This is a genomic window from Streptomyces sp. NPDC020681 (assembly GCF_044334895.1).
Taxonomy (GTDB): domain Bacteria; phylum Actinomycetota; class Actinomycetes; order Streptomycetales; family Streptomycetaceae; genus Streptomyces.
This window is the reverse complement of sequence record NZ_JBIRTX010000004.1, coordinates 525,819-538,391: the sequence shown is the minus strand read 5'-3', so window position 1 is coordinate 538,391 and position 12,573 is coordinate 525,819. Positions and strand designations below refer to the sequence as shown.

Here is a 12,573-nt window from a genome sequence, read left to right as displayed (position 1 = left end):
ACTTCCGCGCACCACACCCGAAAGGCACCAACGTGCAGCTGCACACGACCACTTGGGGCGAGGGCGACCGCGTCGCGCTTTTGATCCACGGCATCATGGCCGACCACCGCACCTGGCGGCGGGTCGGTCCGGCGCTCGCCGGCCGGGGCTATCGCGTGCTCGCCGTCGACCTGCGAGGCCACGGTGCCAGCGGCCGCGCGGGCTCGTACACTCCCGAGGACTACGCCGACGATCTCGTCGAGACGCTGCCTGCCGACGCCGAGTTGGCGATCGGGCACTCCCTCGGCGGGCTCGCGCTCGGGTTGGCGGTGCGGCGGCTGGCTCCCCGGCGCGCGGTCTACTCCGATCCGGCCTGGCATCTGCCGGCCGGCGACGACGGCTACCGGCCCGAGATGTTCACGCAGGCCAAGTCGCTGAAGCGGGAGCAGATCCAGACGATGAACCCGCGCTGGGAGGCGGTCGACGTCGGGATCGAGCTGGAGACGCTGCGGCTGTGGGACGAGGCGACGGCGTACGACCTGGTGGACATCGCGGGCAGGGATCTGCTGCCGGTGAAGCCTCTCGTGCCGTCGCTGGTGCCGATCGCCGATCCGAGTTTCCTGGTCAACAAGGAGCGGGCCGCGCTGCTCACGGAGCGCGGCTTCGAGGTCCGTACGGTCGCCGGTGCGGGCCACACCATCCACCGCGACGACTTCGACGGTTTCATGGCCGCGCTCGACGGCTGGATCTGACGCGTCGCGTCGCTACTTGGCACCCGCCCCGCCCGCGGACCGCAGCAGGCCCTACCGTGGGGCGGGTGACGATCTTCTCCGATCTGCCCGGCCAGAGCGGCCCCTCGGCCACGACCGAGGCCGATCCCCAGCACGTGGGTCCGGTCCGCACCTCCTACGCACCGGACCGCGACGGCGATCCCGACCCCGGCGAGATCGTCTGGACCTGGGTGCCTTTCGAGGAGAACGACGGTCGCGGCAAGGACCGTCCCGTGCTCGTGGTGGCCCGTGAGAAGGCGGGCACGCTGCTCGCCGTGCAGCTGTCCAGCAAGCGGCACGACCAGGACCGCGAGTGGGTGCCGATCGGCACCGGGCCCTGGGACCGGGCGGGACGCGAGTCCTGGGTCGATCTGGACCGGGTGCTGCGCGTGCACGAGGACGGCATGCGCCGTGAGGCGTGCGCGCTGGACCGGCCGCGGTTCGACGTCGTGGTGCAGCGGCTGCGGGAGCGCTACGGCTGGAGCTGAGCCGCGAAGGCCCGGCGGAAGGCCCCGAGCGTGGCACCGTCGGCCGTACGGTCCAGCACGCCGAAGACGATCTGCTCGAAGTGGCCGGCGAACCGGCCGCCGTCACCGCCCGCGGTGAGCAGCGTGCGGAACGCGCCGGCGACCGCTTCCGGGTCGTTGCGGAAGACGCCGCAGCCCCAGGCGCCGAGCACCAGACGGCGGTATCCGCGCTCGGCCGCCGTCTCCAGGACCCGCTCGGCGCGGGACGCGAGCGCGGCCGGGATGCGGTGTGCCTGGTCGGGGCTCCGCTGCGTGATCACTCCGGCGTTCGGTGCCGCCGCGGTGAGGAAGCCGACGGTGTACGGCGCGTCGAGCAGCCGTCCGCGGTCGTCGCGGAAGACCGGGACGCCGGGCGAGTGGATGACGCGGTCCGAGTAGAACGGGCTGCGGTCGGCGCGGTGGTGAGCGTAGAACTCGGGTGCGCGCAGCAGGGTGGCGTACAGGGCGGAGGCGCGGCACAGCGCCTCCTCCTGGGCCTGTGCGCCGTTGAGATAGCCGCCGCCCGGGTTCCGTGCCGAGGCGAAGTTCAGGACCGCGACCGGCGCCGGGCCGGCCGCGGTGAGCCGTCGGGCGGCGGCCGTGCTGCTCTCGCCGGTGACCTCGAAGGCGGTCCTACGGTCGGTGTCCGGAGTGACGGGGACGGCGTCGGGGCCGTACCTCCTGGTCCCGGCCAGTGCGGCGGTCAGATCCGCCGCGATCTCCACCGTCCGCCCGTCGGGCGCCTGGTAGTAGCCCGCGTCAACGATGTCCTCGGTATGGCGTGCGATCCCCCGCAGTCGTGCACTCATGCCCGACATCGTCCGTGACCAGCGGTGACCGCGGCAATCGGATTTCTTACGTCCCACGAACACCACGGGCACTCTTGTGCGAAGCGGCGGCCGTGGCCTTAGGTTGGCAGGGTGCCTTCGAAAGAGGAACCAGACATGCACCCACCCGATCCCGGCGGCTTCGGCCCTCCCATCGAGGAATCAGAGGCAGAAGATCTTCTCCGATGTATCTGCTTCAAGAACGGTCCACCCCGTTCCGTGGGTGTGGAACTGGAATGGCTCGTGCATGAACAGCACCGACCCGACCGACCCGTACCGGCCGACCGCCTGATCGCGGCTCACGACCTGGTGCGCAAACTGCCACTGGTCTCGGCCCTGACCTTCGAACCCGGCGGGCAGCTGGAGCTCAGCTCGCCTCCCGCCAACTCCCTGATGGAGTGCATCGACTCCGTCGCCGCCGATCTGGACGCCGTACGCACCGCGCTCCGGCAGGCAGGCCTCACACTTACCGGAATCGGACTCGACCCCTTCAATCCGCCGCGCCGGGTGCTGCACGAACCCCGATACGACGCCATGGAGGCTTATTTCGACCGGACGGGTCCCGCCGGCCGAGCCATGATGTGCAGCTCCGCCTCGATACAGGTGTGCCTCGACGCGGGCGTCGAGGAACCGGGGCCGCTCGGCCACGGCCGGCGCTGGCAGCTCGCGCATCTGCTGGGCGCGGTGCTGCTGGCCGCGTTCGCCAACTCACCGGTGCAGGAAGGCCGTGACACCGGTTGGCGCTCGCGCCGGCAGGCCGTGTGGGCCGAGCTGGACGCCTTTCGGCCCCTCGCGCCGCCGATGGATCTGGAGCCGCGGGCGGCGTGGACCGCACATGTGCTGGACTCACCGGTGATGTGCGTGCGGATGGACGACGAGCCGTGGGAGCTGCCGGACGGACTCACCTTCCGCCAGTGGATGCGCTCGGGCCTGCCGCGCCCGCCGACCCGGCAGGATCTCGACTACCACCTGACCACGCTGTTCCCGCCGGTGCGGCCGCGTGGCCATCTCGAACTGCGCATGATGGACGCCCAGTCCGGCGAGGACGGCTGGATGGTGCCGCTCGCGGTCACCACGGCCCTGTTCGACGACGCCGAGGCGGCGGAGACGGTGTACCGCGCCGTGAAGCCGCTGGCGGAGTACGCCGGTTCGCTGCCCGCGCCGCGCAATCCGCTGTGGATCAGCGCGGCCCGGCACGGCCTCGCCGACTCCGAGCTGCACGCCGCCGCCGTCACCTGCTTCGACGTCGCTCTGGAGGCGCTCCCCCGGATCGGCGCGTCCAAGGCGGTCCAGGACGCGGTCGCGGACTTCAACGAGCGCCATGTCCAGCGGGGCCGATGTCCCGCCGACGATCTGCGCATCCCGTCACTCGGGAAGGAACCGAGCACATGACCGACGAACTCCGGCGCCGCGCCGTCGACGCGCTGACCGCCGCACGAGCCCGTACAGCCACGCTCACCACGTGCGTCGACGACCATGAACTGACCGCCCAGCACTCCCCGTTGATGTCGCCGCTGGTCTGGGACCTCGCGCACATCGGCAACCAGGAGGAGCAGTGGCTGCTGCGTACGGTGGGCGGCCGTGAGGCGCTGCGGCCCGAGATCGACTCCGTCTACGACGCCTTCGAGCATCCGCGCGCCGCGCGGCCCACGCTGCCGCTGCTGGCACCGGCCGAGGCCCGTGTCTACGCCTCCGACGTACGCGGCCGGGTGCTGGACATCCTGGAGCGCACCCCGCTGGAGGGCGGTCCGCTCATCGACGCCGGGTTCGCCTTCGGCATGATCGCGCAGCACGAGCAGCAGCACGACGAGACGATGCTGATCACGCACCAGCTGCGCAAGGGCCCTGTGGCACTGACGGCTCCGGAGCCGCCCGCCGGCAGCACACAGGGTCTGCCGGCCGAAGTCCTCGTGCCCGGCGGCCCGTTCACCATGGGCACTTCGACCGAGCCGTGGGCGCTGGACAACGAACGCCCGGCACACCAGCGGGTCGTACCGGCGTTCTTCATCGACACGGTCCCGGTCACCTGCGGCGCGTACCAGGCGTTCATCAAGGACGGCGGTTACAACGATCCCCAGTGGTGGGCGGCCGAGGGCTGGGACCAGATCCGGCAGCACGACATCGGCGCGCCGCTGTTCTGGCGGCGGGACGGCGGCCAGTGGCTGCGCCGCCGCTTCGGAGTGACCGAGCCGGTGCCGGCCGACGAGCCGGTGCTGCATGTGAGCTGGTACGAGGCCGACGCATACGCCCGCTGGGCCGGCCGGCGGCTGCCGACCGAGGCCGAGTGGGAGAAGGCGGCCCGGCACGACCAGGACTCCGACCGCTCGCGCCGCTTCCCGTGGGGCGACGACGATCCGACGCCGTCACACGCCAATCTCGGCCAGCGCCATCTGCGGCCCGCTCCGGCCGGCAGCTATCCGGACGGTGAGTCGCCGCTCGGTGTACGGCAGTTGATCGGTGACGTGTGGGAGTGGACGGCGAGCGACTTCCTGCCGTATCCGGGCTTTGCCGCCTTCCCGTACCGCGAGTACTCCGAGGTGTTCTTCGGCCCGGCCCACAAGGTGCTGCGCGGCGGTTCCTTCGGCGTGGACGCGGTGGCCTGCCGCGGCACCTTCCGCAACTGGGACCTGCCGGTGCGTCGGCAGATCTTCTCCGGGTTCCGCACCGCGCGGGACGCCCGGCCGAACCAGGACGTGGCCTGATGTGCCGCCATATCGCCTATCTCGGCCCGCCGCTGCCGCTCGGGCAGCTGCTGGTCGAGCCGGCGCACGGACTGCTCCGGCAGTCGTGGGCGCCGCGCCGCCAGCGCCACGGGACCGTCAACGCCGACGGGTTCGGCGTCGGCTGGTACGCCGAGGGTGATCCCGTGCCCGCGCGCTACCGGCGCGCCGGCCCCATCTGGGCCGATCCTTCCTTCGCCGATCTCGCCCGGGTGGTCAGCAGCGGCGCGCTGCTCGCCGCCGTGCGCGATGCCACCGAGCCGGGCGCGGACGGCGAGGCCGCGGCGGCTCCGTTCGCCGCCGGGCCGTGGCTGTTCAGTCACAACGGCGCGGTCAAGGGCTGGCCCGGCACGATGGCCCGGCTCGCGCTCACGCTGCCTGCCGTCGAACTGCTGTCGCTGGAGGCGCGTTGCGACTCCGCGCTGGTGTGGGCCCTGGTGCTGCACCGGCTGCGCGACGGCGACGAGCCGGGTCAGGCACTCGCCGAAACCGTCCGCGAGGCCGCGGAGGCCGTGCCGGGCTCCCGGCTCAACCTGCTGCTCACCGACGGCGAGACGATCGCGGCGACCGCCTGGGGCGACACGCTGTGGTACCTCGCCGAGCCCGGCCGCCGCACGGTCGTCGCCTCGGAGCCGTACGACGACGATCCGCACTGGCGAGAGGTGCCCGACCGCACCCTGCTCGCCGCAACCCGCACCGATGTACTCCTCACACCGCTCAAGGAGCCCACTTCGTGAGCCCGTTCCAGCTGACCCGCACCCTGCCCGAGGACGCCACGGACGCCGCGCTGCGCGGTGACGTGCTGCACGGGCTGACCCGTACACCCAAGACACTGCCGCCCAAGTGGTTCTACGACGCCCGCGGCAGCGAGCTGTTCGAGGAGATCACCCGGCTGCCCGAGTACTACCCGACCCGCGCCGAGCGGGAGATCCTCGCCGCCCGCGCGCCCGAGATCGCCGCGGCCACCCAGGCGCAGACCTTGGTGGAGCTGGGCTCCGGCTCGTCGGAGAAGACCCGGCTGCTGCTCGACGCACTGACCGCACTGCACAGCTATGTGCCCGTCGACGTGAGCGAGAGCGCGCTGACCGGCGCGGCCGAGGGCCTGCTGAAGGACCATCCGGGGCTCCATGTCCATGCCCTGATCGCCGACTTCACCCGTGGTCTGGCGCTGCCCGGTACTCCGGGGCCGCGGCTGGTCGCCTTCCTCGGCGGCACGATCGGAAATCTGCTGCCCGCCGAGCGCTCGGCGTTCCTGCGCTCCGTGCGGGCGCTGCTCGACCCGGGTGACGCGCTGCTGCTGGGCACGGACCTGGTCAAGGACGAGTCGGTGCTGGTGCGCGCGTACGACGACGCGGCAGGGGTGACGGCCGCGTTCAACAAGAACGTGCTGAGCGTCATCGCGCGGGAACTGGGCGCGGACGTCGACCCCGCCGACTTCGAGCATGTGGCGCTGTGGGACCCGCAGGAGGAGTGGATCGAGATGCGCCTGCGGGCGCGCTCCGCGCTGACCGTGAAGATCCCGGAGCTGGATCTCGTGGTGACGTTCGACAAGGGCGAGGAGATGCGTACGGAGGTGTCGGCGAAGTTCCGTCAGGAAGGTGTGCGCACCGAACTGGCCGATGCCGGGCTGGAGTTGACGAACTGGTGGACGGACACGGAGGGCAGATTCGCACTGTCCCTCTCGACGGCGCGCTGAGCCGCGCGGGCCAGTGAGCGACGGTCGGGGTGGCTCCCCGCGGGGATCGCCGGCAGCAGCCGGATCTCCGCGGTGAGCTCGCCGGCCGTCACCACCCGCCACAGCGAGGCGGGCAGCGAGTCCTCTCCGACGAACGCGGCGGCGCCGGTGGGCAGATAGGTGATGCGCAGGGGCTGCACGCTCGCGCCCGCGTCCAGCGCGGACTGGAAGACCGCGTGCCGGAACCTGCCCTGCTCGCGGCCGCACCACGTGGAGCCCTCCGGGAAGGCGATGACCCGCGCGCCGCCTTCGAGCGCGGACGCCATCTCGCGCACCGTGCCGGGCAGCGTACGGAGCCGGTCGCGCTCCACGAAGAAGGTGCCGCCGCGGGCGGCCAGCGGGCCGAGCAGCGGCCAGTGTCTGACTTCGGTCTTGGCGAGCATCCGCCCGGGGAGCGCCGCGGCGATCAGCGGTATGTCGAGCCACGAGATGTGGTTGGCGACCACCAGCGAGCCCCGGGGGGCGTACGGCCGGCCGACGATGCGTATGCGTACGCCGAAGGCACGCACCACAGCGCGCGCCCAGAGGCGGGTCATGAAATGCCGGAACCGGGTGCCGAAGACCGTCGCGAGCAGCGCGACCACCGGCCCGATGAGGAGGCCCGCGAGCACGGTGACGATGCCCGCCACCAGCCGGACGACGGCGGTGGCCCGCCCGGCGACCGTGCTGTGGTGGGTCGCGCAGCCGCTCGGCGTGCAGGGCGCGCTGGGCAGCCAGACGCTCATCAGACCGGCGCCAGCGAGAGGAAGTGCTTCAGGTAGCGAGGGTTGGTGCGGCGCAGCGAGAGCAGCACATAGAGGTCGGCGCAGCCGAAGTCGGGGTCGTGGGCCGGCGCTCCGCACACCCAGGCGCCGAGACGCAGATAGCCGCGGAGCAGCGGGGGCAGCTCGGTGCGGCCCTCGGGTCGTGCGACGGTGTCCGCGTTCCAGAGCTTGTGCGGGCTGACCCAGTACTCCTCGGGCGCGAGGTTCTTGGCCTTGACCGTGTCCCAGGTGGCCGCGGCGAGGGTGCCGCCGTCGGCGAGCGGGATGGAGCAGCAGCCGGCCAGCCAGTTGTGGCCGGTGCGGGCCATGTAGCGGGCGAGCCCGGCCCAGATCAGCGCGATGACGGCGCCGTTGCGGTGCAGCGGGTGGACGCAGGAGCGGCCGACCTCGACGAGGTCGTCACGGATCGGCCCGAGCCGGGTCAGGTCGAACTCGGTCTCGGAGTAGAGCCGGCCGGCGGCGCGGGCGCGCTCCGGCGGCAGCAGCCGGTAGGTGCCGACGACCTCGCCGGTCTCGGCCTCGCGCACCAGCAGGTGGTCGCAGTACGCGTCGAAGGCGTCGATGTCCAGGCCGGGCTCGGGTCCGTCGAGCCGTGCGCCCATCTCGCCGGCGAACACCTGGTGACGCAGTCGCTGCGCCGCCCTTACGTCCTCCTCATTGCGGGCGAGGCAGACTACGTATCGCTGGTCGTCCCCGGCGTTCGCCGCGGGGAGCTGTGCAGGGACGACGGCGGGTGCGGCCGGTGCGGCGATCGGGGCGGGAACGACTGCTGGCGATGCGGGCATGGCGGTCTCCTGTGCCGGACGGTTGGGGGACGGACCGCGGGTGCGGCGGTCCGGCTCCTTACTTCTTCCTTGGCAGGCTGGATTTGACATGACCGCACGGCGGAGAGCGGATTAGCGACGGCTGAATGCCGGGGGCTCGCCGGGACGGAAGGGCCGGTTCACTAGTGGGGCGCGAGCGCCGCGGTGATGCGCTCGGACGCCTGGCGTGCCGCGCGAGCAGGTTCCCTGCCCTGGAGCACGGCCGTCATATAGGGCTTGATCGGGTTGTCGAGCTCGACCTCGGCCCACTGCGGGGAGTTCGGTGTGGCCCGGCCTCGGGCGGCGCCGGCGGCCATGGCCGCCGTGCTCTCCTCGCCTTCGATGACGCCCGCGAGGGTCGTCTTGTTGGGCACGTAGTGCATCGTACGCGCAAGGTCGGTCTGCCACTGTTCACCGGCGAGAGCCTTGACAACCTCGATCGCGGCGGATCTCTCGCGCGCGTTCTCCGGGATGATCAGGTCGGAGCCGCCGGTGAAGACGGCGCCGGGTCTGTTCGCCGATTTGCCCGGCACGGGAAAGAAGCCGAGCAGGCCCTTGAGCTCGGGGTTGGCCTTCTCGATCACGGTCGCGGCGCTGGGCACGGCGATGATCTGGGCGACGTCGCCCTTGGCGAAGACCTCGGCCTGCGGCGGTGTCTGCTCGTCGGCGTTCTTGGGCCCTTCGCCGTACGACTGCAGGGTCTTGTAGAAGGCCATGCCACGCAGCGCGGCCGGGGTGTCGAGCGCGCCCCGCCACTCGCCGCCGCTGTCCACGGCCAGGTCGCCGCCCTCGTCCCAGATGAAGCCCGACAGGGTGTACCAGTCCTGGCCGGAGAGATAAATGCCCTGCACTCCGCCTCGGTTGAGCCGTTCGCAGGCGCTGAGCCACTGGGCCCTGTTCTTCGGCGGCTGCTTGATCCCGGCGTCGGCGAAGAGCTGCTTGTTGTAGATGACGACGCGGTTGGCCGCGTACCACGGGATGCCGTACTGCGAGCCGTTGATGCTGCCGGGTTCCGCGAGGCCGGGCAGCCACTGCTCGTTGCCGAGGTCGCGCACGGATTCGAGGGTCAGGTCCATCAGGGCGTTGCTCTCGGCGTACTGGGCGACCTGGGTGTTGCCGACCTCGATGATGTCCGGTCCGTCCTCGCCCTCCAGCGCGGCGGTGACCTTCTTCCCGATGCCGGTCCACTCCTGGAAGGTCACCTCGAGGTTCACGGACGGGTTGTCGTTCTCGTAGGCGGTGGTGAACCGCTCGAGGAAGTCGTCGGAGACGCTGTCCTTCATCAGCCAGATGCTGACGGTGCGGGTCTCGGACCCGGTGCCCGGGATGACTCCGCAGCCGCTGAGCGCGAGTGCGGAGACGAGCACGACGGACAGGGCGAGCGAGCGGTTCGTCACAGCGGCCACCTTCGGCACGGGGGCAGGAGCGTGGACCCGACATGGGGGGAAGCGCGCTCCGCGCTCGCACGGGTGTGTGACCGGAGTTTGGTCTGTACCAATCGACAGGTCAAGGGGCGGACGCGCGATCCGCGTCCGCCCCTCAGCACGGGATCACTGACCGGGAACGGTGTCCTCGAAGGTCGTCCCGGCCGTCCGGTAGCCGGCGACGATGGTGCTGACCTGCGCGGGAGTCAGCACCTGGTCCTTGACGTGCAGGACGTAGTCGACCTTCTGGTCGTATGCGCGCGGCGTGGTGCTGGTCTGTCCGGCCAGGTCGATCAGCCACTGGTTGAAGTTGATGGACATGGGACGTTCCGGCAGATAGCGGGCGTCGTGCCGGCCGAACTCCTGCCCGTCGACGTAGTACGTGATGTTGCTGTTGTCGATCGTGACGACGAGGTCGTGCCAGCCCGCGTAGCTCGCGCGCACCTCGGAGTGCTGGTTGACCGCCTCCCAGGGGTCGGGCCGGTAGGTCTCCCAGGAGGTGGTGTAGAGGATGTTGGCGGGCTCGCCCCAGCCGCCGTTGGGCAGATACTCGAAGTCGTACTCCGCGTAGTCGTCCGCCATCGGCGCCGTGAGATCGTTGATGGTGAAGAACGTCTGGACGAGGTGGTCGCCGTCGGGTCCCGACTTCGGCGCGTCGGAGAACCTCACGCGTGCGGCGTAGGTGCCGTTCTTGAACTTCATTGACTTGGTGAGGACTTCGGTGTGCCGAGTCGACTCGCCGGTGCCCGCCGTGGAGGTCTCCAGATTCATGATCGAGTTGGTCCCCTCCTTGGCGAAGGTGACGTTCTGCGGTGCCCAGGTCGCGCCCGGCACCCCGGGGCCGCCGGAGTTGGAGCGCACGTTCCACCCGTGCGAGCCGATCGCCGGGTCGGTGTGCGAGGTGTAGTTGAAGTCGTCGAACAGCCGCGGCCCGTCGGCGGGCGGGTCGGTCGGGTCCGGGTCGGGGTCGCCGCCCACCGGGCCCGTGCCCCAGACCGTCGTACCGCCGACGGTCGCGGTGACCTTGGCCCAGTCTCCGTACGCCGTCTGTGTCGCGGAGAACGAGTAGTCGTCGCTCTGGTTCAGCGGCTGCCAGTTGGACCGGTGGAAGCGCAGCTGCATGTCGCCGGTGTCCGCGCCGGGCGCGAGTGAGCCCGCGCCCGCCGTGAAGCCGATCTCCAGATAGCGGTCGGCGGTGGGAGTGGACTGCGCGAGCGTGCCGAAGGTGCCGGTGATGTTGGCGCAGCCCTTGACCGCCCAGGAGCAGGCGAAGGTGTAAGAGGCGCCCGCGTCGGCCTTGAAGTAGTACCGGATCTTCACCTGGTTCAACGCGACGGAGCTGCTGCCGGTGTTGACGACCTTGAACCAGGGCTCGGCCTGGTCGCTGCCGGTGGCGCTCTGCCGGTACTGCACCTTGATCTGCTCTCCGGCGGCAGCGGCGGGCAGCGCGGTCAGCATCGCGCAGCCGAGGCCCGTCACCGCTGCTGCGGCGACGGCGGCGCGTATGCGCAGGGGGCTGTGGCTCATGGGGTTTCCTCTCCGGGGGGTTGGTGCGTGGGGGGACGGCCCGGCACGCCGAGCGCGTCGAGCCGGGCTCTGTGGAGGTGCATGCGGTGCTGGAATCCCGGCCAGTCGCGGCCGCCGGACCAGGCGGTGTCGGCCAGGGCGCACAGCCGCGGGAAGGCGAGATATTCGGCGTGCTCGGCGGTGGGGACGTACTCGGTCCACAACTGGGCCTGGGTGCCGAGGACTTGGGCAGCCGCAGCCGGCTGCCAGTGGGCGGGTGCGGGGTCGGTTCCGTACACGGTCCGCAGATCGACGACCTGTCCCGGCTGGCCGGGCGGCTCACCGGGCCGGGCCGACTGCGGATAGTCGAGATAGGTGGAGCGGTACGGGGCCATGACCACCTGATGGCCGCGGCCGGCCGCGGCCAGTCCGTGCTCGGCGTCGCGCCACGGCACCACCGTGAACGCGTCAGGCAGGTCGCGGCCGGTCTCGGTCCAGGCGAGCGGCCGGCGGCCGCGCTCGACGAGGAAGTCGCCGATGCTGCGCATGAACCAGCCGTGCAGCGCCTGCGGGCCGTCGAGCCCCTGCTCCGCGACGCGTGCACGGGCGGCCGGCGACCGCTGCCACTCGGTCGTCGGGCACTCCTCCCCGCCGACATGGACGTACGGCGACGGAAAGGTCTCCATGACCTCGTCCAGTACGGTGCGGCAGAAGTCGAGCACCTCGTCGTGGACGCCGAGGACGGTGTCGCACACACCCCACCGCCGCCAGACGTCGAGCTGCCGCTCCGGACGGTTCCCGAGGTGCGGATAGGCGGCGAGCGCGGCGCGCACATGGCCGGGCATCTCGATCTCCGGGACGACCGTGACACCGCGTCCGGCCGCGTAGGCGACCAGCTCGGCCAGCTCCCGGCGGGTGTACGCGCCGCCGTGCGGCACACCGCCCACCTCGGTGAGCTTGGGGTAGGCGGCGACGGGCATCCGCCAGCCCTGGTCGTCGGTGAGATGCAGATGCAGGACGTTCAGCTTGTGCAGGGCCAGCAGATCGGTGAAGCGCCGTAGGAAGGACACCGGCCGGAAGTGGCGGGCCACATCGAGCATCGCGCCGCGCCAGCCGAACCGCGGCACATCGGTGATCTGCACACAGGGCATGGACCACTCGGCGTCGCGGACCGGCGCGGCGGACAGCACGGCCGGAGGCAGCAGCTGACGGAGTGTCTGCACGCCGTGCAGGAGCCCGCCGGGACGGGCGGCGCGCAGCAGAACCGCGTCGGGGCCGACGGTCAGTCCGTATCCCTCCTCACCCAGACCGCTCAGGCCGGGGTCGACGGCCAGCACGATCCGGCCGTCCGCCGCGACTGGCAGCGGCAGCCCGGTCGCCGGTGCGAGCAGGGTGCGCAGCAGGGAGACCGCGGGCTCCGCGCCGGGTGTGGCACGGATCGCCGTGCGGTCGTCGAAGGTGAACCGGCCGGGCAGCGCGGTGAGTTGGGACGGACGCGGTACGAGAGCGGGGCTGCGGAGCATGCGCATGGCGGCGGCC

At 71.5% G+C, this 12,573-nt stretch carries 12 protein-coding genes; 6 read left to right on the top strand and 6 right to left on the bottom strand.

The window, feature by feature from the left end; translation table 11 throughout:
* Window positions 1-32: 32 nt before the first annotated feature.
* A complete protein-coding gene (locus ACH4YL_RS12625) occupies window positions 33-731 on the top strand; it encodes an alpha/beta fold hydrolase (protein WP_398507262.1) in 699 nt (232 codons plus the stop codon).
* A gap of 56 nt (window positions 732-787) precedes the next feature.
* Window positions 788-1,237 carry a type II toxin-antitoxin system PemK/MazF family toxin gene (locus ACH4YL_RS12620; protein ID WP_398507261.1) on the top strand — a complete coding sequence of 150 codons (450 nt, stop codon included), beginning with the start codon at window positions 788-790 and terminating at the stop codon, window positions 1,235-1,237.
* Here the strand turns inward: ACH4YL_RS12620 and ACH4YL_RS12615 are convergent.
* Window positions 1,222-2,064, bottom strand: a complete 843-nt coding sequence (locus tag ACH4YL_RS12615) for a TIGR02452 family protein (protein WP_398507260.1) — start codon at window positions 2,062-2,064, stop codon at window positions 1,222-1,224. The genes ACH4YL_RS12620 and ACH4YL_RS12615 overlap by 16 nt on opposite strands.
* 135 nt (window positions 2,065-2,199) lie before the next feature.
* Between ACH4YL_RS12615 and egtA the strand changes: the two genes are divergently transcribed.
* Genes egtA through egtD form a run of 4 tightly spaced genes read left to right on the top strand, consistent with a single transcriptional unit; the run spans window position 2,200 to window position 6,498 of the window.
* The gene (gene egtA, locus ACH4YL_RS12610; RefSeq protein WP_398507259.1) at window positions 2,200-3,474 is read left to right on the top strand and encodes an ergothioneine biosynthesis glutamate--cysteine ligase EgtA; all 1,275 of its coding nucleotides are present in this window, start codon (window positions 2,200-2,202) and stop codon (window positions 3,472-3,474) included.
* Window positions 3,471-4,784: an ergothioneine biosynthesis protein EgtB gene (gene egtB / locus ACH4YL_RS12605; protein WP_398507258.1), complete on the top strand. Its 1,314-nt coding sequence runs from the start codon at window positions 3,471-3,473 to the stop codon at window positions 4,782-4,784. The genes egtA and egtB overlap by 4 nt, the downstream gene beginning before the upstream one ends.
* Window positions 4,784-5,539, top strand: a complete 756-nt coding sequence (egtC, locus tag ACH4YL_RS12600; RefSeq protein ID WP_398507257.1) for an ergothioneine biosynthesis protein EgtC — start codon at window positions 4,784-4,786, stop codon at window positions 5,537-5,539. The genes egtB and egtC overlap by 1 nt, the downstream gene beginning before the upstream one ends.
* Window positions 5,536-6,498: an L-histidine N(alpha)-methyltransferase gene (gene egtD / locus ACH4YL_RS12595; protein WP_398507256.1), complete on the top strand. Its 963-nt coding sequence runs from the start codon at window positions 5,536-5,538 to the stop codon at window positions 6,496-6,498. Before egtC ends, egtD begins: the two co-directional genes overlap by 4 nt.
* Here egtD and ACH4YL_RS12590 read toward each other — a convergent pair.
* The 5 genes from ACH4YL_RS12590 to ACH4YL_RS12570 form a co-directional block, all read right to left on the bottom strand.
* Entirely contained in the window at window positions 6,393-7,262 is an 870-nt protein-coding gene (locus ACH4YL_RS12590; RefSeq protein ID WP_398507255.1) for a lysophospholipid acyltransferase family protein, read from the bottom strand. The two genes, egtD and ACH4YL_RS12590, sit on opposite strands and share 106 nt — an antisense overlap.
* Window positions 7,262-8,086: a GNAT family N-acetyltransferase gene (locus ACH4YL_RS12585; protein ID WP_398507254.1), complete on the bottom strand. Its 825-nt coding sequence runs from the start codon at window positions 8,084-8,086 to the stop codon at window positions 7,262-7,264. The genes ACH4YL_RS12590 and ACH4YL_RS12585 overlap by 1 nt, the downstream gene beginning before the upstream one ends.
* A 161-nt stretch (window positions 8,087-8,247) precedes the next feature.
* Entirely contained in the window at window positions 8,248-9,501 is a 1,254-nt protein-coding gene (locus ACH4YL_RS12580) for an extracellular solute-binding protein (RefSeq protein WP_398507253.1), read from the bottom strand.
* 153 nt (window positions 9,502-9,654) lie between these two features.
* Complete coding sequence (locus ACH4YL_RS12575) at window positions 9,655-11,055, bottom strand: cellulose binding domain-containing protein (protein WP_398507252.1); 1,401 nt, start codon at window positions 11,053-11,055, stop codon at window positions 9,655-9,657.
* On the bottom strand, window positions 11,052-12,563 hold the full coding sequence (locus ACH4YL_RS12570; RefSeq protein ID WP_398507251.1) for a beta-N-acetylhexosaminidase: 1,512 nt from the start codon (window positions 12,561-12,563) through the stop codon (window positions 11,052-11,054). The genes ACH4YL_RS12575 and ACH4YL_RS12570 overlap by 4 nt, the downstream gene beginning before the upstream one ends.
* Between the last annotated feature and the right edge of the window lie 10 nt (window positions 12,564-12,573).

Excerpts from the sequence above, each read along its gene's own strand:
- ACH4YL_RS12615 (WP_398507260.1), bottom strand. The coding sequence starts at position 2,064 with ATGAGTGCACGACTGCGGGGGATCGCACGCCATACCGAGGACATCGTT.
- egtA (WP_398507259.1), top strand. The coding sequence starts at position 2,200 with ATGCACCCACCCGATCCCGGCGGCTTCGGCCCTCCCATCGAGGAATCA.
- egtB (WP_398507258.1), top strand. The coding sequence starts at position 3,471 with ATGACCGACGAACTCCGGCGCCGCGCCGTCGACGCGCTGACCGCCGCA.
- egtC (WP_398507257.1), top strand. The coding sequence starts at position 4,784 with ATGTGCCGCCATATCGCCTATCTCGGCCCGCCGCTGCCGCTCGGGCAG.
- ACH4YL_RS12590 (WP_398507255.1), bottom strand. The coding sequence starts at position 7,262 with ATGAGCGTCTGGCTGCCCAGCGCGCCCTGCACGCCGAGCGGCTGCGCG.
- ACH4YL_RS12585 (WP_398507254.1), bottom strand. The coding sequence starts at position 8,086 with ATGCCCGCATCGCCAGCAGTCGTTCCCGCCCCGATCGCCGCACCGGCC.
- ACH4YL_RS12575 (WP_398507252.1), bottom strand. The coding sequence starts at position 11,055 with ATGAGCCACAGCCCCCTGCGCATACGCGCCGCCGTCGCCGCAGCAGCG.
- ACH4YL_RS12570 (WP_398507251.1), bottom strand. The coding sequence starts at position 12,563 with ATGCGCATGCTCCGCAGCCCCGCTCTCGTACCGCGTCCGTCCCAACTC.